Annotated in this window: 23 protein-coding genes; 15 read left to right on the top strand and 8 right to left on the bottom strand. The window is 62.4% G+C overall.

The annotated features are described in order from the left end of the window. Positions 1 to 11: 11 nt before the first annotated feature. The 3 genes from PWG15_RS30735 to PWG15_RS30725 are packed head-to-tail and all read right to left on the bottom strand — an operon-like array spanning position 12 to position 2,813. A complete protein-coding gene (locus tag PWG15_RS30735; RefSeq protein ID WP_275027273.1) occupies positions 12 to 1,085 on the bottom strand; it encodes an ABC transporter ATP-binding protein in 1,074 nt (357 codons plus the stop codon). A 7-nt stretch (positions 1,086 to 1,092) separates the two neighbouring features. Then, entirely contained in the window at positions 1,093 to 1,917 is an 825-nt protein-coding gene (locus PWG15_RS30730) for an ABC transporter permease (RefSeq protein WP_275025346.1), read from the bottom strand. Then, on the bottom strand, positions 1,914 to 2,813 hold the full coding sequence (locus tag PWG15_RS30725; protein ID WP_275027272.1) for an ABC transporter permease: 900 nt from the start codon (positions 2,811 to 2,813) through the stop codon (positions 1,914 to 1,916). Before PWG15_RS30725 ends, PWG15_RS30730 begins: the two co-directional genes overlap by 4 nt. A 269-nt stretch (positions 2,814 to 3,082) precedes the next feature. On the opposite strand from PWG15_RS30725, the gene PWG15_RS30720 reads away from it, so the two are divergent. Further along, entirely contained in the window at positions 3,083 to 4,495 is a 1,413-nt protein-coding gene (locus PWG15_RS30720) for an aminotransferase (protein WP_275025345.1), read from the top strand. 148 nt (positions 4,496 to 4,643) lie between these two features. On the opposite strand, the gene PWG15_RS30715 is transcribed toward PWG15_RS30720, so the two are convergent. Further along, a complete protein-coding gene (locus PWG15_RS30715) occupies positions 4,644 to 5,840 on the bottom strand; it encodes an aromatic ring-hydroxylating oxygenase subunit alpha (protein WP_275025344.1) in 1,197 nt (398 codons plus the stop codon). Between the two features lie 294 nt (positions 5,841 to 6,134). On the opposite strand from PWG15_RS30715, the gene PWG15_RS30710 reads away from it, so the two are divergent. The 4 genes from PWG15_RS30710 to PWG15_RS30695 all read left to right on the top strand — a co-directional run bounded on the left by PWG15_RS30710 (position 6,135) and on the right by PWG15_RS30695 (position 7,808). Continuing rightward, complete coding sequence (locus tag PWG15_RS30710) at positions 6,135 to 6,713, top strand: flavin reductase family protein (protein WP_275025343.1); 579 nt, start codon at positions 6,135 to 6,137, stop codon at positions 6,711 to 6,713. Between the two features lie 103 nt (positions 6,714 to 6,816). Continuing rightward, positions 6,817 to 7,140, top strand: a complete 324-nt coding sequence (locus PWG15_RS30705) for an ArsR/SmtB family transcription factor (RefSeq protein ID WP_113539146.1) — start codon at positions 6,817 to 6,819, stop codon at positions 7,138 to 7,140. Then, positions 7,137 to 7,547 carry an SRPBCC family protein gene (locus tag PWG15_RS30700; protein ID WP_275025342.1) on the top strand — a complete coding sequence of 137 codons (411 nt, stop codon included), beginning with the start codon at positions 7,137 to 7,139 and terminating at the stop codon, positions 7,545 to 7,547. Before PWG15_RS30705 ends, PWG15_RS30700 begins: the two co-directional genes overlap by 4 nt. 45 nt (positions 7,548 to 7,592) lie before the next feature. Next, positions 7,593 to 7,808, top strand: a complete 216-nt coding sequence (locus PWG15_RS30695) for a hypothetical protein (protein ID WP_275025341.1) — start codon at positions 7,593 to 7,595, stop codon at positions 7,806 to 7,808. A gap of 18 nt (positions 7,809 to 7,826) precedes the next feature. Here PWG15_RS30695 and PWG15_RS30690 read toward each other — a convergent pair whose 3' ends face one another. Then, positions 7,827 to 8,786: a GlxA family transcriptional regulator gene (locus PWG15_RS30690; RefSeq protein WP_275025340.1), complete on the bottom strand. Its 960-nt coding sequence runs from the start codon at positions 8,784 to 8,786 to the stop codon at positions 7,827 to 7,829. Positions 8,787 to 8,921: 135 nt separating this feature from the next. On the opposite strand from PWG15_RS30690, the gene PWG15_RS30685 reads away from it, so the two are divergent. After that, positions 8,922 to 9,563 (top strand): HD domain-containing protein, encoded by a 642-nt coding sequence (locus PWG15_RS30685; protein ID WP_275025339.1) that lies wholly within the window; start codon positions 8,922 to 8,924, stop codon positions 9,561 to 9,563. A gap of 55 nt (positions 9,564 to 9,618) precedes the next feature. Here the strand turns inward: PWG15_RS30685 and PWG15_RS30680 are convergent, their stop codons facing one another. Then, entirely contained in the window at positions 9,619 to 10,506 is an 888-nt protein-coding gene (locus PWG15_RS30680) for a LysR family transcriptional regulator (RefSeq protein ID WP_275025337.1), read from the bottom strand. Positions 10,507 to 10,628: 122 nt separating this feature from the next. On the opposite strand from PWG15_RS30680, the gene PWG15_RS30675 reads away from it, so the two are divergent. From PWG15_RS30675 to PWG15_RS30660, 4 genes are all read left to right on the top strand, one after another. Further along, positions 10,629 to 11,324: a type 1 glutamine amidotransferase domain-containing protein gene (locus PWG15_RS30675; protein WP_275025336.1), complete on the top strand. Its 696-nt coding sequence runs from the start codon at positions 10,629 to 10,631 to the stop codon at positions 11,322 to 11,324. Positions 11,325 to 11,372: 48 nt separating this feature from the next. Next, positions 11,373 to 12,215: a type 1 glutamine amidotransferase domain-containing protein gene (locus PWG15_RS30670; RefSeq protein WP_425536789.1), complete on the top strand. Its 843-nt coding sequence runs from the start codon at positions 11,373 to 11,375 to the stop codon at positions 12,213 to 12,215. 111 nt (positions 12,216 to 12,326) lie between these two features. Continuing rightward, positions 12,327 to 13,133 (top strand): phosphate/phosphite/phosphonate ABC transporter substrate-binding protein, encoded by an 807-nt coding sequence (locus PWG15_RS30665; protein ID WP_275025335.1) that lies wholly within the window; start codon positions 12,327 to 12,329, stop codon positions 13,131 to 13,133. A gap of 224 nt (positions 13,134 to 13,357) precedes the next feature. Beyond that, positions 13,358 to 14,284, top strand: coding sequence for a fatty acid desaturase (locus tag PWG15_RS30660; protein WP_275025334.1), 927 nt, complete (start codon positions 13,358 to 13,360; stop codon positions 14,282 to 14,284). Positions 14,285 to 14,325: 41 nt separating this feature from the next. On the opposite strand, the gene PWG15_RS30655 is transcribed toward PWG15_RS30660, so the two are convergent. Then, positions 14,326 to 15,255: a LysR family transcriptional regulator gene (locus tag PWG15_RS30655; protein ID WP_275025333.1), complete on the bottom strand. Its 930-nt coding sequence runs from the start codon at positions 15,253 to 15,255 to the stop codon at positions 14,326 to 14,328. Positions 15,256 to 15,431: 176 nt separating this feature from the next. Between PWG15_RS30655 and PWG15_RS30650 the strand changes: the two genes are divergently transcribed. From PWG15_RS30650 to PWG15_RS30630, 5 genes are read left to right on the top strand one after another with little or no spacing between them, the layout of a single operon-like run. Further along, entirely contained in the window at positions 15,432 to 17,543 is a 2,112-nt protein-coding gene (locus PWG15_RS30650) for a TonB-dependent siderophore receptor (protein ID WP_275025332.1), read from the top strand. 19 nt (positions 17,544 to 17,562) lie between these two features. Then, the gene (locus tag PWG15_RS30645) at positions 17,563 to 18,444 is read left to right on the top strand and encodes an iron-siderophore ABC transporter substrate-binding protein (RefSeq protein WP_275025331.1); all 882 of its coding nucleotides are present in this window, start codon (positions 17,563 to 17,565) and stop codon (positions 18,442 to 18,444) included. Further along, positions 18,441 to 20,405 (top strand): Fe(3+)-hydroxamate ABC transporter permease FhuB, encoded by a 1,965-nt coding sequence (gene fhuB / locus PWG15_RS30640; protein WP_275025330.1) that lies wholly within the window; start codon positions 18,441 to 18,443, stop codon positions 20,403 to 20,405. The genes PWG15_RS30645 and fhuB overlap by 4 nt, the downstream gene beginning before the upstream one ends. Further along, entirely contained in the window at positions 20,402 to 21,121 is a 720-nt protein-coding gene (gene fhuF / locus PWG15_RS30635) for a siderophore-iron reductase FhuF (protein ID WP_275025329.1), read from the top strand. The genes fhuB and fhuF overlap by 4 nt, the downstream gene beginning before the upstream one ends. 53 nt (positions 21,122 to 21,174) lie before the next feature. Continuing rightward, complete coding sequence (locus PWG15_RS30630; RefSeq protein ID WP_275025328.1) at positions 21,175 to 21,990, top strand: ATP-binding cassette domain-containing protein; 816 nt, start codon at positions 21,175 to 21,177, stop codon at positions 21,988 to 21,990. Positions 21,991 to 22,067: 77 nt separating this feature from the next. Here PWG15_RS30630 and PWG15_RS30625 read toward each other — a convergent pair whose 3' ends face one another. Continuing rightward, a complete protein-coding gene (locus PWG15_RS30625; RefSeq protein WP_275025327.1) occupies positions 22,068 to 23,651 on the bottom strand; it encodes a sulfatase-like hydrolase/transferase in 1,584 nt (527 codons plus the stop codon). Positions 23,652 to 23,806: the final 155 nt, after the last annotated feature.

The raw sequence follows: 23,806 nt of genomic DNA, 5'->3' as shown, positions 1-23,806 counted from the left end.
CCTCAATCTTGTCAGTCGGCAACGGCGACCAGCGCGTCGGGATCGTAGGCGAGCCGCACCGTATCGCCGACCGGAATATCGTCGGCGCCGAAATTGTTGGTTTCGGAAACCGAGAGTGGCTGCTCGAGGCCGGGAATATCGACGATCAGATGGGTGATTTCCCCGAAATAGTGTCGATCGACCACCTTGCCTGCGACCTCGAAGTCAGAGCGGGCCTCGTCCCAGAGGACCCTTAGCCGTTCCGGCCGGATGCCGATCGTCGCCGCGCCGTTGCGGGCGACGAAGCCGAGCGGCTTGTCGACCGTGACGCCGCCGAAGCGCGGGGTCTCGACGGAGATGCGTGTCGCGGTCTCATTGGTCACGCGCGCCTTCATGAAATTCATGCCGCCGAGAAAATCGGCGACCTGCCGGGTGTTGGGCCGCTGGTAGATTTCCTTCGGCGTCGCAACCTGCGCGATGCGGCCGCCGAACATCACGGCGATGCGGTCGGAAAGCGCCAGCGCCTCGTATTGATCGTGGGTGACGAGGATGAAGGTAATGCCGACGGCGCGCTGCAGCGTGCGCAGCTCCACCTGCATTTCCTCGCGCAGCTTCTTGTCGAGCGCCGACAACGGCTCGTCGAGGAGCAGCACCTTCGGGCGCATCACCAGGGCGCGCGCCAGCGCCACGCGCTGGCGCTGGCCGCCTGACAGTTCATGCGCCCGGCGCTTGCCGAGATGGCCGAGCCGCACCTGCTCTAGCGCGGCCACGACGCGTCGCCGCTCCTCGGAAGCATCGAGCTTTAGCCGCTTCAGGCCATAGGCCACATTTTCCTCGACATCGAGATGCGGGAAGATCGCGTAGTTCTGGAAGACCATGTTGGTCGGTCGGCGGTTCGGCGGCACGCCGATCACCGATTGCCCGTCGATGCGGATATCTCCTTCGGTCGGCGTGTCGAAACCGGCGATCGAGCGCAGAAGTGTGGTCTTGCCGCAGCCGGAGGGGCCGAGCAGCGAGAAGAACTCGCCGGCGGCTATGTCGAGCGAGACGTTGTCGAGCGCCTTGTAGATCCCGTAGAACTTGTTGACGCCATCGATCGCGATCATCGGTTTATCAGGCATGCTGCGCTCCCTGTGCCCTGAGCCTGTGTTCGGCGCGGCGGCGAATGAATTCCGAAAGAGTGAGAAGCAGGATCGAGATCAGGAGCATCAAACTGCCAAGCGCCAGCACGCCCGGTAGCTTGGCGGCGAAGCGCAGCTGGCCCCAGATATAGACCGGTAGCGTCGGCTCGGTGCCCGAGAGGAAGAAGGCGAGGATGAATTCGTCGAGCGACACCGTGAACGATACCAGCAGGCTCGAGATGATCGCCGGCGCGACCACCGGCAAGGTCACCCGACGGAAGGTGCCGATCGCCGTTTCGCCGAGATCGAGAGAGGCTTCTTCCAGCGAACGGTCGAAGCCGTCGAAGCCGGAAATCAGGACCGACATGGCATAGGGCAGGCAGAAGATCACCTGCCCGAGGATCACGGTGACCAATGAAAGCTCCAGGCCGAGCTGCAAGAGGACCATCAGCAGCGACACCGCCACGATGATCTCGGGCAGAAACAGCGGTGCCATGATGAGACCGGTCGCCGGCTTCTTGCCGCGGAAGCGATAGCGGGTCAGCGCGCGAGCCGCACAGATGCCGAGAACGGTGCTGAGGATCGCAACCGATATGCCGACGATCAGGCTGTTGCGGGCCGCTTCCAGCATCGCCGAATTGCCCCAGAGCGACGCGTACCATTTGGCGGTGAAGCCTGCGAGCGGGAAGGTCGTGGTCGAGGCGTTGTTGAACGAGAAGATCGGCAGAAGCAGGATCGGGAAATAGAGGAAGAGCAGGTAGAGGCCGACATAAGCGGGTAACCAGCGGGACTTCGGAATGCCGTGACGACCACTCATTTCGTCAACCTCACCAGCAGCTTGAGCATCAGAACGACAAGCCCGGCTATCGCCGAGACGACCACCATGGTCGTCACGGACAGGGCGGCGCCGAGCGGCCAGTTGGCGCCCTTGCCGAACTGCGCCTGGATGGCGGTTGCGATCATCACCCCGTCCTTGCCGCCGACGAGCTTCGGCGTGACGTAGTCGCCGACGGTCGGGATCATCACGATCAGGAAGGCGGAGATGACGCCAGGCAAGGATAGCGGCAGTGTGACGCGCAGGAAGCTCATCAGCTTGTTGTCGCCGAGATCGTGCGCCGCTTCGATCAGTGAGCGGTCGACCTTCTCCAGCGACACGTAGATCGGCAGGATCGCAAACGCCGCCCAGCTATGGACGAGCGTGATGACGACGGCATTGGAATTGTAGAGCAACGTCGTCAGTGGCTTGTCGATGAGGCCGATCGACAGAAGCCCGGTATTCATCACGCCGCCATAGCCGAGAATGACCTTCCACGACATGACGCGCAGCAGATAGCTCGTCCAGCAAGGCACGGTGATCAGGAACAGCCAGAGGTTTTTGTGTACCCCGCCATGGAAGGAGATGAACCAGGCGATCGGGTAGGAAACCGTGACGGTGACAACGCTCACGACCAGCGAGATGACCAGCGAGCGGAGGAGCAGGTCCTGGTAGATCGGCTCGCCAAGCGCGGTACGGTAATTCTGAAGGGTAAAGGTGCGGTCGATCGTCAGATAGTCCTGGGTCCAGAAACTGTAGGCGATGACGATCAGGACGGGCAGGAAGAGCAGGGCAAGCGCGTAAAGCAGTGTCGGCGAGATGAGGGCGAGGCCGCTGGCCTCTTCGCTGGCGATCCAGCGCGTTCGGCTTTTCGGCGGGTCTGCGGGCCGATCCTCCATCCCTGTGTCTGACAGAACCGCCATCAGCATGCCCTCGCGCAGTGCGTCGAGCGTGGACACTGGAAATGCAGCGATCGCTTCATTCAATCCATCCCGTGGCGGTATCCGCCTTCTCGTGTTCCCTGATTTAGCAAAACGCAAATCGGGATTGAACGCAAGCGGAATTTCTGCAATATTGATTGAACGGCCATTCAATAAAATGAAAGTTTATCGATTGATATCATGTGATTGAGTGGCTTTTATCGTCAGATATTAGGGGAGATTTCGTGATGGCTGCGAAGCGCGATCTGGCAGATATGCACAATGAAGGGGCCGACGAACCCTCTGAACTGGCGGCACGGCATCTCGTCCAGCCATGGCCGGTTGCCGGCAGCATCGGCGCCGAATCGCGCGGGGCGATCGAAAGCGGCGACGGGATCTACGTGACCGACGGCGAGGGACGCCGCCTGATCGACGGCCCCGCCGGTATGTGGTGCGTCAATGTCGGGCATCGCCGGGCAGAACTCGCTCAGGTGCTGCACGACCAGGCACTGGTGCTTTCCTACAATTCACCTTGGTACACGACGAGCACGCCCTCGGTAGAGCTCGCCGAAAGGCTTGCCGGTCATGCGCCCGGCGATCTTGGCCATGTGTTCTACACGACCGGCGGATCCTCGGCGGTCGAGACGGCGCTGCGGTTCATGCAGTTCATGAACAATGTGCGCGGTCGGCCCGAGAAAAAGTTGATCGTCTCGCGCCAGGGCGGCTATCACGGCTCGACCTATCTCTCGGCCTCGCTGAATGGACGCCCGCGCGATCACGACTGGATGGACAGCGCCTCCGATCAGGTGATCAAGCTCACCTGTCCCAATCCGTTCCGCCGCCCGGCGGGCCAATCCGAGGCGGAGTTCTGCGACTTCCTCGTTGCCGAATTCCGGGCCGTCATCGAAGAGCGCGGTGCCGAGAAGATCGGTGCCTTCATTGCCGAACCGGTCATGGCGTCCGGCGGCGTCATCGTTCCGCCCGCTGGCTACCTTCAGCGCATGCGGGCGCTCTGCGCCGAATACGATATCCTCTTCATTGCCGACGAGGTGGTGACGGCCTTTGGCCGGCTTGGTGAGGTCTTCGCCTCGAAAACCGTCTTCTCGATCGAGCCTGACATGATCACCTTCGCCAAGGGGGTGACGTCAGGCTATTTCCCGCTCGGCGGGGTGATGATCTCGTCGCAACTCCTCGAAACGCTGCGGCAGTCGAACCATCCCGACGCGATGTTCGCCCACGGCCTCACCTATTCCAGCCACCCGATCGGCTGCGCGGTGGCGCTCAAGAATCTCGACATTCTGGAAGATGGGCTGCTCGACCATGCCCGCTCGATCTCCGGGCATTTCCAGCAGGCGCTGAAGCGGCTCGAAGACTTGCCGCTTGTCGGCGAGGTGCGTGGTCTCGGGCTGATGGCCTGTGTCGAGTGCGTGGCCGACCGCGTCAGCAACAATCCGCTGACGCTCGATCTCGAGGTGGGCAAACGCATCGACCGGCACTGCCAGGAGCTTGGTCTGCTCGTCCGGCCGCTGATCAACATGTGCGTGATGTCGCCGCCGCTGACGATCACTGCCGGCCAGATCGACGAGTTGGCCAGTATCCTCGACGTCAGCATTCGCAGGACCATGGACGAACTCGTGCGCGAGGGACTCTGGAGGGGCTGAGAGCACAACATTTCAGAGCGGGATGAGGAAAGCCGCACGCACTTTTCCTGACCCCGCTCTCTCCAGAAATGCCTCGGCCCCGCCAGCATTCCCCGGCAGGGCCGATTTCAGGGGCCGGACAATCTCCGGCCCTTCTTTTTGTTTTGGCTTAGCGCGCCGCCATCGATGCATTGACGGCAGCGATCTCCTCTTCACGTGGCGCTTGATCGAGCGTCATGACCGGCAGCACGGCACGCAGATGGTCGTGGTGGGTGCGCACGCCATATTCGAGGTCGGACAGATAGAAGCCACCGAAGGCTTTCGAGGTCATCGATTCGTTCGACCAGATCGTCAGCTGCACGTCTTCGGCCTGCGTGTCGCGGTCGATGCGGAAGGCCAGGTAGCGGGCGAGCCGCTGCTGGCGCGTCTCGTTGGGATAGCGATAGATCGCGCCGCGCAACAGCGTCTTGCCGGTCGAAAGCGGAAACTCCTGATAGAACTGCACGCTCTCCGGCGTCACCGCAATGACCGCATTCGGGAACAGGCCAAAATAGATCCAGGCCTTGCGCAGCCGCTCAGGCAGATGCGTCGCTTCCGGCGCAACCTTGACGTATTGCTTGACGCTCCAGCGGCGGCCGGCATGCGGGTTGTAGGTCGCAAAAGAGCGGCAGAGACCGTTGACAAAGGGCTCGTCGTAGTAGGTTGAGCCATAGAGATCCTGCAGCGCCGGGTGTGCCATGGCGACGTGGTAGCCTTCATTGTCCACGTCGCGCACCGATTTCCAGTTGACGGGGCTCTCATGGGTCCAGATGCCCTCCGTCGGTACCAGCGCCTCGGTCCCATACTGGCCGAGCTCTTCGGCGAAAGGCTGCATCAGCTCGGCGACTGAAGGCTGCGGACCCGGGCGGAAGCGGATGAAGACAAAGCCCATCCACACCTCCAGTTCAAGCGGGATCAGCCCGAAGGCCTGCTTGTCGAGCGGCGGGAAGGAGCGCGGGCGCGCCGCCCCGCGCAGCGTTCCGTCGAGATTGTAGACCCAGCCGTGAAACGGACAGACGAGTGCGTTGCGGCAAGTGCCCTTGTCGTCGGCGACGACCCGCGAGCCGCGATGGCGGCAGATGTTGTGGAAGCCGCGGATGGTGCCGTCCTGGCCGCGCAGGATCAGGGCCCGCTCGCCGACGACGTCCATGGTGACGTAGTTGCCCGGTTCCGGCACGTCGGAGACGTGACAGGCGATCTGCCAATGCTGCCGAAAGACGTGCTCCTTCTCCAGTTCGAGCAGGGTGTTGCTGTGATAGCACCATCCGGGCAGCCCACGGCGATCCCAGTTGTTCGGAACGGAAATGTCGCGGACCAGTTCGTTCATCACGGTCTCCATTTTTGCTGAACGTTCATTCAATATAGCTGATTTTTGGAATGAAGGGAAGCCTCGCGGGCGGAGGTGACCCGGCGCTCTGCCGGGTGCTGTCGGCTGGTAGCCCCGGCGATGGTCGCGCAGCGTGCCGTGCGCGGTTGCCTCCGCGCAGAACTTTCGGGCAGCCGGAACGCGGTGTGAAGGCGGACTCTGCTGTCGAGGTCGCATCTTGTTGGCGACGGTAAGCGTCCCTATAGAAAGGGGGCTGTTGGGGTTGATCGCTAGAGAGGCGGCAAAGGTAACTCGATGACTGCCCATATTCGTCCCGTACCCCTCGAAAAGTCCTATCGGCTGTTGAACCACGGTCCGACGGTGCTGGTTTCAGCCCGTCACGGCGGGGTGGAGGACGTGATGGCTGCGGCCTGGGCTTGCGCGCTCGACTATGATCCGCCGAAGCTCACGGTGGTGCTCGACAGCGCCACCCGCACTCGCGGCCTGGTGGAGGAGGCGGGTGTCTTTGTTATTCAGGTGCCGACTGCGTTGCAGGCGAAACTGACCCATGCAGTCGGCACGACGAGCCTCAACGACGACCCGGACAAGCTTCACAGGGCTGGCGTGGAACTCTTCGAGATGCCGGAGCATGGCCTGCCCTTCGTTGCCGGGTGTTCCGCCTGGCTGGTCTGCCGAATAATCCCCGAGCAGTCCATTCAAAGCCGCTATGATCTGTTCGTAGCCGAAGTCGTTGCAGCCTGGGCGGACGACCGCGTGTTTCGCGGCGGGCGCTGGATATTCGAGGCTGCCGATCCGGCGCTGCGCAGCCTGCACCACGTCGCTGGTGGCCACTTCTACGCCATCGGCGACGCGATCGACGTATCCTCTGGGTAGCTGACCGTTCTCTCCGGCTGACAGGAACCGCAGGCTGATCGGGCATTTGACAACGCATACCCAATTGGCTATACGTCATCACATAGCCAATTGGGTATGAGACATGTCGCAGTTGCAGGATGCGGTATTCCGGGCGCTCGCCGATCCCACACGCCGTGGGCTCTTCGAGCATCTCTGCCGCCAAGGAGATACGACGGTCGTCGGATTGCTGGCTGATGCCGGCGTTTCGCAGCCGGTCGTCTCCAAACATCTGAAGATCCTGAAGGCGGCGGGCCTCGTGCACGATCGGCATGAAGGCCGTTACACCTATTACAGTGCCAAGCGCGAAGCGCTTGCGACCCTGGTTGACTGGACGACGGAGATGGCCGGCTTCTGGCAGGACCGCTTCGACGATCTCGATGATTTGCTGAAGAGAATGGATCAATGACCGAAACAACTGAAACAACACGCTCTGTCGTGGTCGAACGCGAATTTGCCCATGCACCGGAAAAGCTCTGGCGCGCGCTGACCCAGCCCCATCTGATTGCCGAATGGCTGATGCGGAACGATTTCGTGCCCGAAGTGGGCCGCCGATTCACGCTCTCGGCCGATTGGGGACAGGTCGACTGCAAAGTCGAGACGATCGAGAAGGATCGCTCGCTTGCCTATCGCTGGGACACCAAGGATCTCTCGAGCGTCGTCACCTGGACGCTTGTTCCGACTGCCGGCGGGACCAGCTTGCGCATGGAGCAACGCGGCTTCAAGGCGGAACAGAAGTCTTATTACCAGGGCGCAACCGTCGGGTGGCGACGCTTTATCGACCAACTGGCCGAGGTGGTCGCAAAGCTCGACTGATAACGCCGGGCTTCAGGACCGTTCTCAAACAACGAGGTGCCAGACATGACCTCTCTTATCCGGACGATCCATCGCTGGACGTCACTGCTTTTCTCCCTGGCCGTTGCGGCGATCTTTGCCGGCATGGCGCTGACGACGCTTCCTGAATGGGTCTACCTCATGCCGCTGCCGCCACTGGCCGTGCTTGTGCCGACCGGTCTCTATCTCTTCGCGCTTCCCTACATGGGCACGCGGCGGGGCAGGGTGCAGGCGGCCGAGTAGAGCGTACGGCCAGGAAGGCTATTCAGCGAGAATGGCCGGGTTGGCGAAGCGCTTGCGATACTCCGCCGGTGTCACGCCGACATGGCGCACGAACGCACGCCGCAGCGTATCGGCATCGGCAAAGCCGCAGCGGGCGGCGACCTGCTTGGGGGCAGCGTTCTCCCCTTCGATAAGACGGCGCGCGGCATTGACGCGCGCCTCCTCTACCCAGCTTGCTGGCGTGATGCCGACTTCGCTGCGAAACAGCCGGGAGAAGTGACGCGGGCTGATCTCCATCCGATGCGCGAGGCTGGCCACGCTGTGATTAAGGGCCGGGTGGGCCGCAATCCAGCGCTGCAGTTCCTGAAGGGCGGAGCGGCCGGCCGGTACGGCCTCGCCTTTGCGGCTGAACTGCATCTGCCCACCGGGCCGCTTGAAGAACATCACCAGCTGGCTCGCCACGCGCTTGGCGATCTCATCGCCAAGGTCCTCCTCGACCAGTGCCAGCGCCAGGTCGAGCCCTGCGGTCACGCCGGCGGCCGTGCGCACCGGCCCGTCGCTGACGTGGATCGCATCCTTGTCGACGGTCACATCGGGAAAACGCCGCACGAACTCTGCCACCACAGCCCAGTGCGTGGTCACGCGCCGCCCGGCCAGCAGGCCAGCGGCTGCGAGGAAAAAGGCGCCGCTGCAGACCGATCCGTAGCGCCGCACTGTTGGCGCCCGCTGTCGCAGCCAGTCGAGAACGACCCCATCGGCGGGAACCTCCATCGCATTGGGACATCCGGCGACAAGCAATGTGTCGATCGCATCATCAAAGTCGCGGCCGATGACGCGGTCCGGCATCAACCGGACGCCGGACGAACTGCGCAGCGGTCCTGGCTCCGCGGCCGCGACGAGGAGGTGATAGGCTTCGCGGCCGACCTGCGCGTTCGCTTCGGCAAAGACATCCAGCGGACCCGAGACGTCGAGAAGCTGTACGCCGGGCAGCGCCACCATCACGATCGTCCTCGCCCTCACACGCATCTGCGTCCGCCTTGATCTGGATTTGTCCGTTTTTCACGTTTAACGTCGATTGCAGACATAATAGGTGGTTTCTATCCTGTTGGCGAGTAGAAAGCGCAGGAGAAAACAATGCCGCTCATCGCCAAAGACGCAGCCATTCCCGATAGCAAGCTGGCCAGAGAAATTACCGAGTATATTCGCGACACCGAAACGGAGCTGCTCTTCAACCACTCGAGCCGCGTCTACCATTTCGGTGCGCTCGCCGGCATCCATCGCGGTCTGACCTTTGATCGCGAACTGCTCTATGCCGGTGCGATGTTCCACGATATCGGCCTGATACCGAGCCACAGCAGCAAGCATGAGCGTTTCGAAGTCGACGGCGCCCATGCCGCCCGCGACTTTCTGCGCAGCCATGGCATTTCGGAAGAGGACGCCTACACGGTCTGGACGGCGATTGCGCTCCACACGACGCCCGGCGTGCCCGAACACATGCATCCGGTCGTGGCGCTCGTGACCGCCGGCGTCGAGATGGACGTGCTCGGTCTCACCTACAAGCAATATTCCGACGCCGAGCGCGAAGCGGTCGTCGGCGCCTTCCCTCGCACCGCCGAGTTCAAGGAGGATATCATCCAGGCCTTCTACGACGGCATCAAGCACAAGCCCGACACCACCTTCGGCAACGTCAAGGCCGATGTCATCGCCGACAAGGAACCGCACTTCCACCGCGGCAATTTCTGCAGCGTGATCCGCTGCTCGCACTGGCATGGCTGAGGCGTCCAGGGCACGGGGCTGCCGCATCCCCTGCGGCAGCCCCGTGCCCGTCAGCCTATTCCAGGAGGCTATCGATCAGCGCTCGCGTGGCGGCGGACAGGTTGCGATGCGGCGGATAGATGAGGGAGAAGGGACGCGACCGGCCACCCAATTCCGGAAGAAGCTCGACCAGGCTCCCCCGCGCCAGGCGATCACGCACGACGAAGTCATAGGTCTGGCAAACGCCAAGTCCGGCTTCTGCCAGCGAGACGGTGCCGAGCACATCATCCTCGACATGGATGGGACCCTGCGGCACCCAGTCGAGGTCATTCCCGTCGACCCGGAACAGCCAAGGCCCGGGACGGCCGGTTCTCGGCATGATGAATGGCAGGCACGTATGTGCCGCAAGATCGCCGATCGATCGCGGCAGCCCGCGCCGCGCCACATAGACGGGAGATGCCACCAACCTTAACGGTGCATCCTCGATCTTTCGCCCGATCATGCCGCTATCGGGAAGTTGACCAAGTCGTATGGCGAGGTCGTAGCCTTCTGCGACGAGATCGACGTTGCGGTTGGCCACCGACAATTCGACGATGACGGACGGGTGCTTCATCGCAAAGCGTGTCAGCTTTTCCGGCAGGCGGAAATGACCGTAGGTGGTTGAAACGCTGAGGCGGACCCGACCGGCCAGAATGCCGGTGCCCTGAACGGCCCGCTCGGCCTGGTCGATCGCCTCGAAGGCCGCGCGAACCTGTTCCAGATAGGTGCGTCCCGCTTCGGTGAGGCTGATGCGCCGCGTTGTTCGCCGCACCAGCTGCGTGCCGAGTTTCGTTTCCAGCCTGGTAATTGCCCGGCTCAGCACGGAAGGCGTCGTGCCAAGCGCCACGGCCCCGGCCGTCATCGACCCCCTGTCGATCACCGTGATGAAAGCCTCGACATCGGCGAGGTGATCGAAGCGGCGCATTTTTGCCTTTCAAGACCAAATCATTTCCTTGGAAGTGAATTTATCGCCGAAATCGGAGATAATAAACAGGCGTCATCAGCAACGCCCGCGACGTCGGGCCCGTTCCAAAAAGGGAAGTGATGATGACGGAGACAGCCTCGACAACCGGAAAACCCGTGCTTTTCGTTCTCACCAGCCATGGCACCAAGGGCGAGGGCGGCCAGCCGACCGGCTTCTATCTCGGCGAGGTCACGCACCCGCTGGCCGTGCTCGATGCGGCCGGGATTTCCGTCGAATTCGCGTCGATCAAAGGGGGCGAGCCGCCGGTCGACGGTCTCGATCTCGAAGACAAGATCAACCAGCGCTACTGGAACGACGAAGCATTTCGTACGGCGATCCGTACGACCGCCAAGCTCGATGACGTCGAACCCTCGCGCTACGCCGCGATCTTCTTCGCCGGCGGCCACGGCGCCATGTGGGATCTGCCGCAAAGCGGCGCGGTTGACCGGGTGACCCGATCGATCTTCGAGGCGGGCGGTCCCGTTGCGGCGGTGTGCCATGGCCCGGCGGCGCTCGTAAACGTCAAGCTTTCCGACGGCAGTTACCTCGTGTCCGGGCGCGATGTCAGCGCCTTCACCGATGCGGAAGAGCGCGCCGTCGGTCACGACAGAACCGTGCCTTTCCTGCTTGCCAGCACGCTCGTCGAGCGCGGCGCCCGGCATCACCCGGGACCGGACTGGACGTCGAAGGTCATCGTCGACGGCCGATTGATCACCGGCCAGAATCCGCAGTCCGCCACGGGCGTCGGCGAGGCGCTGCGCGACGTTCTTATCGCCTGAAAACCCCAATTGCAGGAGGTGGTGAGACCTCCATTCGGAGACATGAAAATGAAAATTCTGATGAACCTGGCAGCCACGATGGCAATCGTCCTCGGCGCCACGCACGCGAATGCCGGCAATATCCTGGTCGTGCTTTCGGATGAAAACAGGCTGGACCTCAAGGATGGCAAGGTCTTCGAGACCGGCTTCTACCTCAACGAATTGATGCAGCCGGTAAAGGCGTTCCTGGACGCCGGCCATGAGGTAACCTTTGCGACGCCGAAGGGCATGGCGCCCAGCGTCGACCGCACATCGATCGACAAGATGTATTTCGGCGGCGATGAAGCGGCGATGCGGGAAAGCGAAGCGCTGCTCGGCAAGTTGAAGATCACCTTGCCGGCCGAGACACCGGTTATCAGCCTGTCGCGGGTGGAACAGATCGGCTACGACCAATTCGATGCGGTCTATGTTCCGGGCGGCCATGCGCCGATGCAGGATCTGCTTGTCGACGAGGACCTCGGCCAGTTGCTTCGGCATTTCCACGTGAGCGGCAAGACGACCGCCTTGATGTGCCACGGGCCGATCGCACTTCTGTCGACACTGTCCGAGCCGGTCGCGTTTACCGGCGAGCTGGCAGCGGGTCGTCAGGCTGCTGCCGATACGGACTGGATCTATGCCGGCTACCGGATGACTGTCTTCAGCAATGGCGAGGAAGAAATGGCCAAGCCGCTGCTGAAGGGCGGCGAGATGAAGTTCTATCCGCAGGATGCACTCACCCTCGCCGGCGGCGCGATCGCCAACGGCGACACGCCCTTCCAGCCGAACATGATCGTCGACCGCGAGCTGATCACCGGCCAGAATCCGGCGAGCGCCATGGACGTGGCGGCAGAGATCCTGAAGCGCGTGCAATAGTCTCTTATCCTCTGGGCGGCCCACGGGGCTCACGGAAAATTCGTTTGCGAATTAAGTCTATGCAATGCATAGGTTTTCGATCGCCTTCACGAGGTTGCTCCGAGGTCGCCCATGCCCATTGCAAGTCTTGCCATGTATGTCAGTCCGCCGCCGCTGAAGGATGCGACGCGGCAGTTCTGGGAGGCGCTGGCGGAGCGTCTTCGCGCCGTGGGGCTCGATGCGCCCACCGCTCTAGAGGAAGATATGCGTTATGATGAAGCCTGGCTTCGTCCCGACCTCCTGTTCGGCCAGACCTGCGGCTATCCCTATGTCCAGCGCCTGCGCGGCCAGGTGCAACTGGTGGCGACTCCTGTCTACGGACTGCCGGGTTGCGACGGTCCGCTCAAATGCAGTTTCATCATCGTGAATGCCAAGTCCTCTGCGCGTTCGATCGAAGATCTGCGGGGGGCACGCGCAGCGATCAATGATCCCGGCAGCAATTCCGGCTACAACCTGTTCCGAGCCTCCGTGGCGCCCTATGCGATTGACGGCCGGTTCTTCTCGCAGGTGTTGCAGACCGGCGCCCATGTGGCGAGCATCGACGCGGTTTCGAGCGGGGTCGCCGACATCGCGGCGATCGATTGCGTGACCTTCGGCAACACCTTGCGCTTCGACCCGGATCGCGTCGCCGGCGTGCGCATCCTTTCGGAAACGAAAAGAGGGCCGGGCCTGCCGTTCATCACCGCGGCATCGACGCCGGCAAAGGACCTGGTGCTGCTACGCCGCGTGATTGCGGAAACCATTGCCGATCCGGCGCTGGCCGCGGTCTGCGATACGCTATCGCTGCGCGGCATCAGCCTGCTTGGAGACAGCGACTACGAGGCCCTGGCGGCGCTCGATCGCGATGCCGCCGGTCAGGGGTACCCGGCGATCGCCTGACGGTTCACCAACAGTGCTTCACGGCGCCCCGTTGTGAACCGAGGAGCGACGGCGAAGCTATAGAATATAAATTACATAGAATAAATATTTTACGGGTATGGGCTTTGGCGCAACCAGTATTCCCGTTCGCGTGGCTTCGCCGCAAAGCCATGCGGCGCGTTTCCACTGGCCGGCTTTTTATATTGGCGATTGAAATTAATCGCCTTTTTCCAGCCGGAGACCCCATGTCGACTGATGCGCTGCCTCCACAATCGAATCTATCTGCAATAGCCCGCGTGGAATGGCAGACCGTTGCTCTGGCCCTCGTCATCTATGGCGGTTTCCTCGCTCTGACCTGGTTCTGGCAGGTGCTTCCCATTGCCGTCGTGATCGGCCTGGGCGGCTGGCTGATTGCCTGGCACGGGTCGCTGCAGCATGAGGTCATTCACGGGCACCCGACGCGCAATCAACGCATCAATGATGCGATCGGCTGGCCGCCGCTTTCGCTTTGGTTGCCCTATGCGATCTATCTGGAAGGCCACCTCGTCCACCATCGCGACGAACATCTGACGGATCCGATCGAGGATCCGGAGTCCTCCTACTTCACCCGAGCCGCCTGGGAAAGTATGGGCAAGGTAGGGCGGAAGCTCGCCGAATGGAACACGACTTTGCTCGGCCGGCTGACGCTTGGTCCGCTCGTCATGATCCTGAGCTTTCTCGCGCAGGAGCTGGTCCTGATCGTGCGCGGTGACCGACAGCGGGCAAGGATCTGGCTCGCGCACGCGGCAGGTATTGCCGTCGTTCTCGTCTGGGTGGTGGCAATCTGCGGCATGCCGCTCTGGATCTATCTCTTCGGCTTCGTCTATGTCGGTGCGGCACTGACCAGGCTTCGCTCCTATGCGGAACATCGTTATGCCGGTCACCATGATGAGCGGACCGCGATCGTCGAAGGCACACCGCTCTTCGGCCTGCTGTTTCTCTACAACAACCTGCATGTGCTGCATCACCAGCGGCCGGGCGTTCCCTGGTATCAGATCCCGGCGCTCTATCGCCGGCACAGGAATGTGCTGCTGACGATCAACGGGGGCCTCGTCTATCGCGGCTACCTCGATGTGGCCCGTCGCTTCCTTTTGAAGCCCCACGACGATCCGCGCCATCCGCAGCATCTCTGATGTGACGAGCGCGTGGTGCCAAGGGCGGCAGTCCCGAAGCCTTATGCCGTTCGCCCGTAGCGCGACCGGTGATGGGCGACGAAGGCGCGCACGGCTGCCGAGCCTTCGACCTTGCGGTAGGCGACCGCGAGGTCCGAGGTGACGCGGTTTCGCGCCAGTGAAACATAGCGCACGCCGGGAAGCTGCAGGCATTGCAGCGACTGCGGCACGAGCGCGATGCCGAGCCCCACGGCGACCATGCTCATGATGGTGGTGAAATCCCGCCCGGTCGCGCTGACCTTTGGTGCGATCCCGGCGTCTTTGCAGGCGTCGAGCGTGTTGGAGTGGAAGCCGACATCGGCGGGTTGGCGTGGCGTTATGAAGGTCTGGTCCGAGAGCGCTGCGAGATCGATCGCATGCTGGGCGGCAAGCGGATGGGCCTCCGGCAGCGCCACCACCAATGGCTCGCGCAGCACGGCGGTCGTCGTCAGACCGGGCGGGATCGGCGCCGGCGGGCGGATGTAGCCGAAGTCGAGCTCGCCTTCCGAGATCATCGTGAGCTGCTGGCGCATTTCGATCTCGACAAGCTGAAGCTCGATGTCGGGAAATTCCTGCCGGAAGGCCGTCAGAGATTCCGTCAGCACGCCCGAATAGGCGGCCGAAGCAACATAGCCGATCGATATTCTGCCTGTCTGGCCCCGGCCGACGCGTTGCAGTTCCGACAGCGCGAGGTCGGCCTGGGCGACGATCTTTCTGGCTTCGTCAAACAGCAACTGCCCGGAGAGCGTCAGCTGCACGGAACGTTTCGCGCGGTTCAGCAGCGGGATGCCGACCAGGCTTTCCAGATTGAGGATCTGCTGGCTGAGGCCGGGTTGGGCAATGCCGAGCCGGGCGGCGGCCCGTTCGAAGTTCTTCTCCTCCACGAGGGCGATGAAATAGCGCAGGTGCCGAAGTTCGAAGCTCGCGGCGCGTGGCGATTTTGGAGCCGGCATGAGGTCTCGCAATGCAATAACTTAAAACGATGCTGTGGACGCATATCACAAGTGATAGTTCTGAAAAATCCCGTGCCGAGTTATTGGAATGGCGGAAAATTTGGCTATAGAAAGATGACAAAATTACTCCAGATTGAGTGCGCAAACGCCGCGCGCACAGAGGCTTTCGTCATCCCATGTCACGCATTCATTGGCTGCTGTTAACGTCCGTCGCTTTCATCGGAGCCGCCGGTCAAAGTGCAGTGGCGCAGCAAACCGAGACCAAGCTCGAGGCGATCGTCGCGAAAGGTGACAGGGAGGCCGGCGGCCCGGTCGAGGGTTATGTGGCGAAATCGAGCCGCACCGCTTCGAAGTCGGGCGCGCCGCTGCTTGAGACGCAGCAGTCGGTGTCCGTCATCACCCATGACCAGATCGATGCGCAGGGCGCCCAGACCGTGGGGCAGGCGCTGAACTACACGCCCGGCGTTTTCGGACAGCCCTTCGGCGCCGATCCGCGTTTCGACACGCCGATCATCCGCGGTTTCGACGGTCGCCAGGTCCAGTTCCTGAACGGGCTCAGGATGATGCGCACCGCCGGCGCACCGGCCGTTGAAATCTACGGGCTGGAGAACATCGACGTTCTGCGCGGACCCGCTTCGGTGATGTATGGCCAGGGCAATCCGGGCGGCATCATCAACATGATCAGCAAGCGGCCGATCTTCGAGACTTTCGGCGAAGTCGGCGTCCAGGGCGGAAGCTTCGAGACCTTCGGCGGGTTCTTCGATTTTGGTGGTACTCTCGGTGAAGAAGCGGATCTTGCATACCGGCTGACCGGTCTTGGCAAGAACGCCGCTGCCCAGGTCGACGAACTGGACAACGATCGCTACTTCATCGCACCGGCGCTGACCTGGCAACCGGATGGCGATACGAAGCTGACGATCCTTGCGAGCGTCCAGCACGACAACCCCGGCACACCCTCCGGCCTGCCGCCGCAATATACGCTGAACGCCACCGACTTCCGCCTGCCGCGTGACTTCTATGTCGGCGACGAATCCTTCGATCGCTCCAGCCGTACGCTGACCAACCTCGGATATGAACTCGAACATCGCCTGAGCGAGAACTGGCTTTTCCGGCAGAACTTCCGCTACACCGACTTCGACTGGGACTACCAATCGCTTGGCATGTCGACGCTTGGTCTTGCCGCCGACGGGCGAACACTGCGCCGAAACGCGACCTTCCAGGACGAGGCGCTCAACACGGTCAACATCGACAACAATCTGCAGGGCGAGTTCTCGACCGGCGAAGTCGACCATACGCTGCTCTTTGGCCTCGATTATCGCTATTTCGACAACAACGTGCGGACCCGCTTCTTCCAGGCGACACCGCTCGACGTGCGTTCGCCAAGCCGTGGCGGACCGATCCGGCTGATTGCGCCGACGCTCGATACGACGGTCGACAGCGAACTTTCCCAGCTTGGTGTCTACGTGCAGGACGAACTGGCGCTCGGCGGCTGGCGGGCGACATTGGGCTTGAGGCAGGATTGGACCAGCAGTTCGGGCACCTCGCTCAATGGGCTGACACGCGTTTCTCGTCCGCTCGACCAGGACGATCACGAACTGACCGGCAGGGCCGGCCTCAGCTATATCTTCGACAATGGCATTGCGCCCTATGTCAGCTATTCGACGTCCTTCGAGCCGGTGATCGGCGCGGCTCCGGACGGCAGGCCTTTCGAGCCGACTTCGGGCGAGCAGGTCGAACTCGGCGTGAAATACGAACCGACGGACTGGAACGGCTTCTTCACGGCGGCCGTCTACGACCTCAAGCAGAAGAATGTGCTGCGCACGATCGCCGGCATTTCATCGCAGATCGGCGAGGTCAATGTCCGCGGCCTGGAACTCGAAGGCGTGGCGAGCATCACGCAAGGGCTCGATCTGCGGGCGGCCTATACCTATACCGATGCCCGCATCGCCGCGGGCGCCGACGACGGCAATCGCGTCGAAAACGTGCCGGAGCACATGGCAAGCCTCTGGGCGAATTACACCTTCCAGGAGGACACGGCGCTCGAAGGTCTCGGCGTCGGGGCGGGCGTGCGTTATGTCGGCCAGCGCTATGGCAACAGCGCCAACACCTTCGGCCTGGATTCGGTCGTACTCGCCGATTTCGCGCTTTCCTATAAGAAGAATGGTTACAAGGCCTCGCTCAACGTTCAAAATCTCTTCGACAAGGACTATGTCGCAAGCTGCAGCTCCTTCGGCTGCTACTACGGCGACGGCCGCACGTTCATGGGGAAGCTGACCTATAGCTGGTAGCGCATTGAGAGAGCGGGCATTGGGTCCTTTTGTCAGCCGCCGGGAACTGCTTCTCGGCGCGGTGCTTTTGCTCGCCGCGCCCGAGGTCAGGGCCAGCGTGCCCTTGCGCATTGCCGCGATCGACTGGGCGATGCTGGAGACGCTGGGCGCGCTCGGCCTTACCCCGGTCGCGGCGACGGAGCTCATCCAGTTTCGCAGCGATGCCGTCGAGCCCGACTTGCCCGCGGATGTCGTCGATCTCGGATTGCGCGGCTCGCCCAATTTCGAACTGCTTCACCTCCTGAGGCCCGATCTCATCCTGATTTCGCCCTTCTACGTGCGCCACGAGGCGGCGCTCGGCCGGATCGCGCCGCTTTTCTCCCTGCCGTTCTACGTGCGGGGAGAGCCGCCCTTCGAAAAGGCGCTCGCAGCGGTGAAGGCGCTCGGCGCGCGGCTCGGGCGCCCCGACAAGGCCGAAGCGCTGCTTAAGGAGATTGCGGGCGAGATCGAAGGTTTCAGGCAGACGATGGCTCCCTTCGCGAGCAGGTCCACCTATATCGTCAATATCGGCGACGCGCGGCATGTCCGCGTCTTTGGTTTCGACAGCATGTTCGGTGACATGCTCGCCCGGCTCGGCCTGCCGAATGCCTGGACGGATCGTTCGCGCTTCACCTTTGCGGCACCCGTCCCGATCGAAAACCTGGCGGCTGATCCCGATGCGCGCATCGTCATCGTTTCCGAGGTGCCGGTGGAGGCGCGCAGCGGCCTTCGAAACAGCATCATCTGGAATTCGCTGGAGCCGGTCCGCAAAGGGCGGGTCGTCCAGCTCGCCAACGTCAATCCCTATGGCGGTGTTACTGCGGGCCTGCGGTTTGCGCGCCTCCTTGCCGAGGCGATGCTTGCAGGGGATCAGCGCGGATGACGATGCGGGCATGGTCTTTCCTGTCGGCCAGCCTGTTCGCCGGCCTCATCTTCTTCGCGCTGGCCGCATCGAGCCAGGTCCCGTTTTCACAATGGGGAGACCTGTTGGCCCCTCCCGCAGAGCTCAGCCTCGACAAGATCATCCTGGTCTACAGCCTGTTCCCCAGGGCGGCGGTTGCGCTGGTGGCAGGCGCCGCGCTCGGTCTTTCCGGGGCGCTTCTCCAGCAATTGCTGCGCAATCCGCTTGCCGATCCATCGACCCTCGGGATTTCGGCGGGCGCCCAGCTCGCGATCGTCGCGGCGACACTCTATGTCCCTGAAATCGTCGATGGCCACCGAACCTTGGTCGCGCTCGCCGGCGCTGCCGGGGCAGCGGCGATCGTCTTTGCGCTCGGCTGGCGGCGGGCTTTCGAGCCGGTGACGATGGTGGTTTCCGGCCTGCTTGTGGGGGTGACAGCCGCAGCCTTGTCCGCAGCAATGACGCTTGCGCGCGGCGAATATCTGATGTCGCTGGTGACCTGGAACGGCGGCTCGCTCAGCCAGCAGGACTGGTCCGTGTTCCAGGGGCTTGGGCTGGCATTTGTCCTTCTTGGCGTGCTTTCCAGCCTGTTGATCCGCCCGCTGCTCGTTCTTGGCCTGGGCGACACAAGTGCGCGCAGCCTGGGGGTCAATCTCGGCGGCCTCCGCTTGGCGATTGCCGCGATCGCCACGGCGCTCGCCGGCTTCGTCGCCGCAGCGGTTGGCCTGGTGAGCTTCGTCGGCCTTGCTGCTCCGGCCTTCGTGCGCGCCTGTGGCGCTCGCCGACCGGGGGCGATCGTGGCGCTGTCGCCGCTTGCGGGGGCGCTATTCCTCTGGCTCTGCGACGGCATCGTGCAGACGCTTGCGCGCGCCTCGAGCGAGAATTTTCCGACCGGCGCGGTCACTGCACTCATTGGCGGTCCTTTGCTGCTCTGGCTTCTGCCCAGGGTGCGCAGCATGGAAGTGCCGCACGATGCGCGCGAAAGTGTTCATCGCGGCAACCTGAAAACAGCAGTCGCCGCCTTCTTGCTTCTCGTTCCGGTCCTTGTCGCGGTGGCGTTCGTCGTCGGTCCGACCGGACATGGCTGGAAGATCCTGAGCTGGACGGAAACGCTCGACCTCGCACCGCTCAGATGGCCTCGGCTCCTGGCATCTGCCGCCGCAGGCGGCCTGCTCGCGGTGACCGGCGCGATCCTCCAACGCATGACCGGCAACGCAATGGCCAGCCCCGAAGTCGTCGGCGTCAGTGGCGGCGCTGGACTCGGCTTTGCCGCAGTCCTCACCTTCGCGCCGGATGGCGGCACGGTCGTGGTCTTTACGGGCGCCGGGCTCGGTGCGCTCATCGCCATGCTGGCGGTGCTCCTCTTTGCCAGCCGCCGGCATCTGCCGCCGGAAAAGCTGCTGCTTGCGGGTGTAGCGGTCGGCTCGTTCAGTTCGGCCGTCCTGTCGGCACTGCTGGCAATCGGTGATCAGCGGTCGTGGCAAATTCTCTCCTGGCTCGGTGGTTCGGCATCCACGGCAACGCCGACGACCGCGATATTCCTCGGGGCCCTTTCTCTGCTCGTCCTTGCCGCCTCACTGCTGTTGAGCCGCTGGCTGACGATCCTGCCGTTCGGGCCGTCGATCGCGCTGTCGCTCGGCCTTTCGGTGCGGTTGAGCCGCATTACTCTGTTGCTTCTCTCAGGCGCTGCGACCGGTGCGGCGTCCCTGCTTGTCGGCCCGTTGAGCTTCGTCGGCCTCGTCGCGCCGCATATCGTTTTGCGCGCCGGTCTCGTCACGGCGCCGCAGCACCTGGCAGGCTCCTTCCTGCTCGGCTCCATCCTGATGGCCCTTGCCGATTTCGGCGCCCGCACGGCGACCTTCCCTTACGAGCTGCCGCTCGGCCTCTTCGCCGCACTCGTCGGCGCGCCCTACCTCATTTGGCTTCTGGGGCGGCAGAGATGATGGTGAACCAGCTTCCGGCGCTTCCCATGCCGTTCGCGGATGCGGCCCTGCGCCACACAGTGCCGGCCGAAGACGATGATCTCGTCAGCCTGGACAGCATTCTCGAACCAGAGCCGATAGCGAATGCGCTGGATGGCCTGTTGCGGCGGTGGGGGCCCGGTGATCGCCGGGCCGCGGCGTCGCTATGGACGCAGGGGTATTTCGGCCGGCTGCTCAGGCCCGTCATCGCCTACGGCCTCGTTCACGACATCTGGTTCTCGATGAAATTGCCGGACGTTCAGGTCGGCCTGTCCGATATGGCGACGCCCGTCCGGTTCGTGCTGAAACCTGCGGCTTCGGCTCCGCTCAGCGCGCGTTTGCGGGCGATTGTCGAAGACAATGTAAGACCTTTGATCGCGCGAATGGCGAAAGTGACGGCCACGTCCGAACGGGTGCACTGGAGCAATGCGTCCTTCGCGTTTTGCCGCGCTCGCCGTCATGTTCACGATCTCTGGCCGCAGGAGGCCATGCCGGCCGATGTCGCGGCGCGCTTGCGCGAGATGGAGACGCTGATGGCAGTGGACCATCCCCTTTTTCGGCCGACGCAGACGGTCCCGGATGCCGCGGGCGGTGCCTGTCTCCAGCGAAGGGTCTGCTGCATCCGCTATAAGCTCAGCGGCCTGAAGAAATGCGGCGCAGCCTGCCCGATCAATGTCTCGACCTTTTGCCGTCAATGATATCTATCGATGAGTCAAACAGCAGGTCCAGCGATCCTGTCCGGAATGAAGAGATGCAGAACCACGCGACTGAAACTCCACCGATCGCCCGCGACGAAGCCGTACTGTCGCTTCGTGATGTGAGCTTTGCGATCGATGGGCGCAACCTGCTGCACCCGCTGACGCTGGAGATCCCGGCCGGGCATTCCATCGCGCTGATCGGCCACAATGGTTCCGGCAAGTCGACGCTGCTCAAGCTGATCGGGCGACAGCTCGCGCCGACCACCGGGCGTATCGATTTCGAGGGAAAGCCGCTTGCGGGCTGGGGAACGCGGGCCTTCGCCCGGCGGCTCGGCTATCTGCCGCAGAATACGCCGCCAGCACCCGGCATGTTGGCGCGTGAGCTGGTCGCGCTCGGCCGCTATCCCTGGCACGGCGTGCTCGGTCGCTTCGGCGCGGCCGACAAGGCGAAAATGGAGGAGGCGATCGCGGTCACCGGTATCGAGCCGTTTGTCAACCGGGAGGTCGACAGTCTGTCAGGTGGGGAACGCCAGCGCGTCTGGCTTGCCATGCTCGTCGCCCAGGATGCCACCTGCCTGCTGCTTGACGAACCGATCTCCGCCCTCGACATCGGCCACCAGCTCGAGGTTCTGGCGCTGACCCGCGATCTCTGCCGGGACAAGGGCATCACCATCATCTCGGTGCTGCACGAGATCAATATGGCGGCCCGCTTCTGCGACCGCATCGTGGCGCTCCATTCCGGCCGCCTCATCGCCGAGGGCACGCCTTCGGACATCATGACGCCCGAAGAACTGGCGCGGATCTATGACGTGCAGATGGATGTGCTGGAACAACCCGGCAGCGGGCGACGCGTCGCGCTGGCGCGGTAGGTGTCACGCTCGCCGTCGGGGGAGAACAGCCGTGACCGCCCGCGTGGCTCCAGCCTTTTGGTCGCGGCGGATGTGGATCAGTTAGACGGTCTCAGGCCCCACAGACGATCGCGCAACGCGGTGTCAGCCAGAATTGAATGGTCGAAGGCGGCCAAGCCGAATTGCCCAACGATCGTGGGCTCTGACGAAAGTAACGAAGTTCCCAATCCGGCACGGTTGGTGGGAAGCCTGTAGTTCATGGCGTCCAGAATCGTTGGGAAGACATCGACCATGCTGGCGGCCGTGCGCGTTACTTCGCCCGAAAATCCTTTTCTAATGATGATCAGCGTGTTGCGCCGCTCCTGCCTTTCGAGTTCGGAGTAGAATTCATTGCGCATGGCAAGGTGATCACTTTGCACGACAAGAACAGCATTGTTCATCAGACCACGTTTATCCAGATGGTCGATGAATTCCGCAGTCAATGTGTTGGTACAGGCAAACGCCCTCATGGTTTCATTGGGGTAGCTCATGATGTCGGAGCGCGTTGTGCAGCTTTTTGAAACATAGCCTTTCGGGCTATGACCGCCCAAAGTTTGGATCGTTACATGATACGGTTTCGGTTCACGGCTCAGCTGCTCAATTCTTTGAAGCGCTATTTCAAAAACACGATCGTCGTCGTATCCCCAGTCATTGTCGGCTACGCGCTCTTCGCCTGCCAACTCGTCAAAGCCGAGTGCTTCCTTGTAGTTGTGGGATGCGAGGAACCGATCCGTTCCCGAAAAACTTAGCTGCGCGCCCTTGATGAACACCTGCCGGTAGCCGTCTCTTGCAAGCAGATCACTCAGGCATGTTGCATTCGGCATGAAGTCGGAAATTGTCGAAAACTCATTGCGATCGATAGCTCCAAGACCGAAGAGCGGCACACCGCAATCACTTGCCACCATTCCAGCGAGAGTCCATCCCGTAAGCTCCGCCTGCTCGATTCCGATCGCTGAAAATCCGCGTTGTTCCAGTTTCTTCAACGGGGCTGCAATGTCGCTGAACACCTCTTCGTGCCAAATCGTCCGCTCGGTGCTTTCCAGAATGATACGGATGAGATTTTTGGGCTTTCCCGCCGGTGCCACTGCCAGCCGAGGATCGGAGTAATATGTATCCAGAGCAATCGTGGACGCTGAATACGCGCGCGTGAAGTAGATTCCAGTTGCCAGCGTAAATGGGTTGAGAATGAAAAGAGGCAACACTATCGCGCTGCCGAGACGTTGGAGCCGGGTATTGCCCCGAGCAAACGCAATCCAGCAGGTGATGACCAGAGTGAAGGGGAGAACAGCGCTCACGATCTGCAGAACGATTTGCAAGGCGACATCGTTCGATCCGAGATCGTACTGCAGGTGAAACAGGATGGCAGGAATCGAAAAGGTGCCGAACACTTCAACGAAGATGTGCCATGTCATCCAGAGCGCGAGGGGAATGATGGGCAACCACCAGCCCGCAGCCGGGGTTGCGCTCGGGAGGCGGCGTCCGAGTCGCATCAAGATGAACGCGAGCCCTGTGGCCGGAAACGCATAAAGGATGGTGATAGGATCGGCATCGATCGTGTAAACGATAATGTGCGTCAATCCGTAGGCGAAAATGAGCGCCCATGCCGGCCACAACGGCCTCGCAGCACCAATCTGGTCAGTCATTAATCAACCTGTACTAGAAGTTATGACAACCAGAAGGCGGCATCAGTTGTTAAGGTCCAACTAACAACCTCGGCGAAATGCTCGTTATAAGAGAAAAAATGTGCAGTGCCATTCTGGATTTCGCACGGCCGCGGCCCTACGCACGTCGCCCCAAA

Source organism: Ensifer adhaerens (assembly GCF_028993555.1).
GTDB classification, from domain to species: Bacteria; Pseudomonadota; Alphaproteobacteria; order Rhizobiales; family Rhizobiaceae; genus Ensifer; species Ensifer adhaerens_I.
This window is presented reverse-complemented; position numbering and strand designations above follow the sequence as displayed.

What these genes read in the sequence shown, in the direction of transcription:
- PWG15_RS30725 (WP_275027272.1), bottom strand. Translation starts at nt 2,813, where the DNA reads ATGGAGGATCGGCCCGCAGACCCGCCGAAAAGCCGAACGCGCTGGATC.
- PWG15_RS30680 (WP_275025337.1), bottom strand. Translation starts at nt 10,506, where the DNA reads ATGCGCCGCTTCGATCACCTCGCCGATGTCGAGGCTTTCATCACGGTG.
- PWG15_RS30670 (WP_425536789.1), top strand. Translation starts at nt 11,373, where the DNA reads ATGAAAATTCTGATGAACCTGGCAGCCACGATGGCAATCGTCCTCGGC.
- PWG15_RS30665 (WP_275025335.1), top strand. Translation starts at nt 12,327, where the DNA reads ATGCCCATTGCAAGTCTTGCCATGTATGTCAGTCCGCCGCCGCTGAAG.
- PWG15_RS30695 (WP_275025341.1), top strand. Translation starts at nt 7,593, where the DNA reads ATGACCTCTCTTATCCGGACGATCCATCGCTGGACGTCACTGCTTTTC.
- PWG15_RS30625 (WP_275025327.1), bottom strand. Translation starts at nt 23,651, where the DNA reads ATGACTGACCAGATTGGTGCTGCGAGGCCGTTGTGGCCGGCATGGGCG.
- PWG15_RS30700 (WP_275025342.1), top strand. Translation starts at nt 7,137, where the DNA reads ATGACCGAAACAACTGAAACAACACGCTCTGTCGTGGTCGAACGCGAA.
- PWG15_RS30690 (WP_275025340.1), bottom strand. Translation starts at nt 8,786, where the DNA reads ATGGTGGCGCTGCCCGGCGTACAGCTTCTCGACGTCTCGGGTCCGCTG.
- PWG15_RS30655 (WP_275025333.1), bottom strand. Translation starts at nt 15,255, where the DNA reads ATGCCGGCTCCAAAATCGCCACGCGCCGCGAGCTTCGAACTTCGGCAC.
- PWG15_RS30710 (WP_275025343.1), top strand. Translation starts at nt 6,135, where the DNA reads ATGACTGCCCATATTCGTCCCGTACCCCTCGAAAAGTCCTATCGGCTG.
- PWG15_RS30735 (WP_275027273.1), bottom strand. Translation starts at nt 1,085, where the DNA reads ATGATCGCGATCGATGGCGTCAACAAGTTCTACGGGATCTACAAGGCG.
- PWG15_RS30675 (WP_275025336.1), top strand. Translation starts at nt 10,629, where the DNA reads ATGACGGAGACAGCCTCGACAACCGGAAAACCCGTGCTTTTCGTTCTC.
- PWG15_RS30660 (WP_275025334.1), top strand. Translation starts at nt 13,358, where the DNA reads ATGTCGACTGATGCGCTGCCTCCACAATCGAATCTATCTGCAATAGCC.
- PWG15_RS30730 (WP_275025346.1), bottom strand. Translation starts at nt 1,917, where the DNA reads ATGAGTGGTCGTCACGGCATTCCGAAGTCCCGCTGGTTACCCGCTTAT.
- PWG15_RS30720 (WP_275025345.1), top strand. Translation starts at nt 3,083, where the DNA reads ATGGCTGCGAAGCGCGATCTGGCAGATATGCACAATGAAGGGGCCGAC.
- PWG15_RS30715 (WP_275025344.1), bottom strand. Translation starts at nt 5,840, where the DNA reads ATGAACGAACTGGTCCGCGACATTTCCGTTCCGAACAACTGGGATCGC.
- fhuB (WP_275025330.1), top strand. Translation starts at nt 18,441, where the DNA reads ATGACGATGCGGGCATGGTCTTTCCTGTCGGCCAGCCTGTTCGCCGGC.
- PWG15_RS30685 (WP_275025339.1), top strand. Translation starts at nt 8,922, where the DNA reads ATGCCGCTCATCGCCAAAGACGCAGCCATTCCCGATAGCAAGCTGGCC.
- fhuF (WP_275025329.1), top strand. Translation starts at nt 20,402, where the DNA reads ATGATGGTGAACCAGCTTCCGGCGCTTCCCATGCCGTTCGCGGATGCG.
- PWG15_RS30650 (WP_275025332.1), top strand. Translation starts at nt 15,432, where the DNA reads ATGTCACGCATTCATTGGCTGCTGTTAACGTCCGTCGCTTTCATCGGA.
- PWG15_RS30705 (WP_113539146.1), top strand. Translation starts at nt 6,817, where the DNA reads ATGTCGCAGTTGCAGGATGCGGTATTCCGGGCGCTCGCCGATCCCACA.
- PWG15_RS30630 (WP_275025328.1), top strand. Translation starts at nt 21,175, where the DNA reads ATGCAGAACCACGCGACTGAAACTCCACCGATCGCCCGCGACGAAGCC.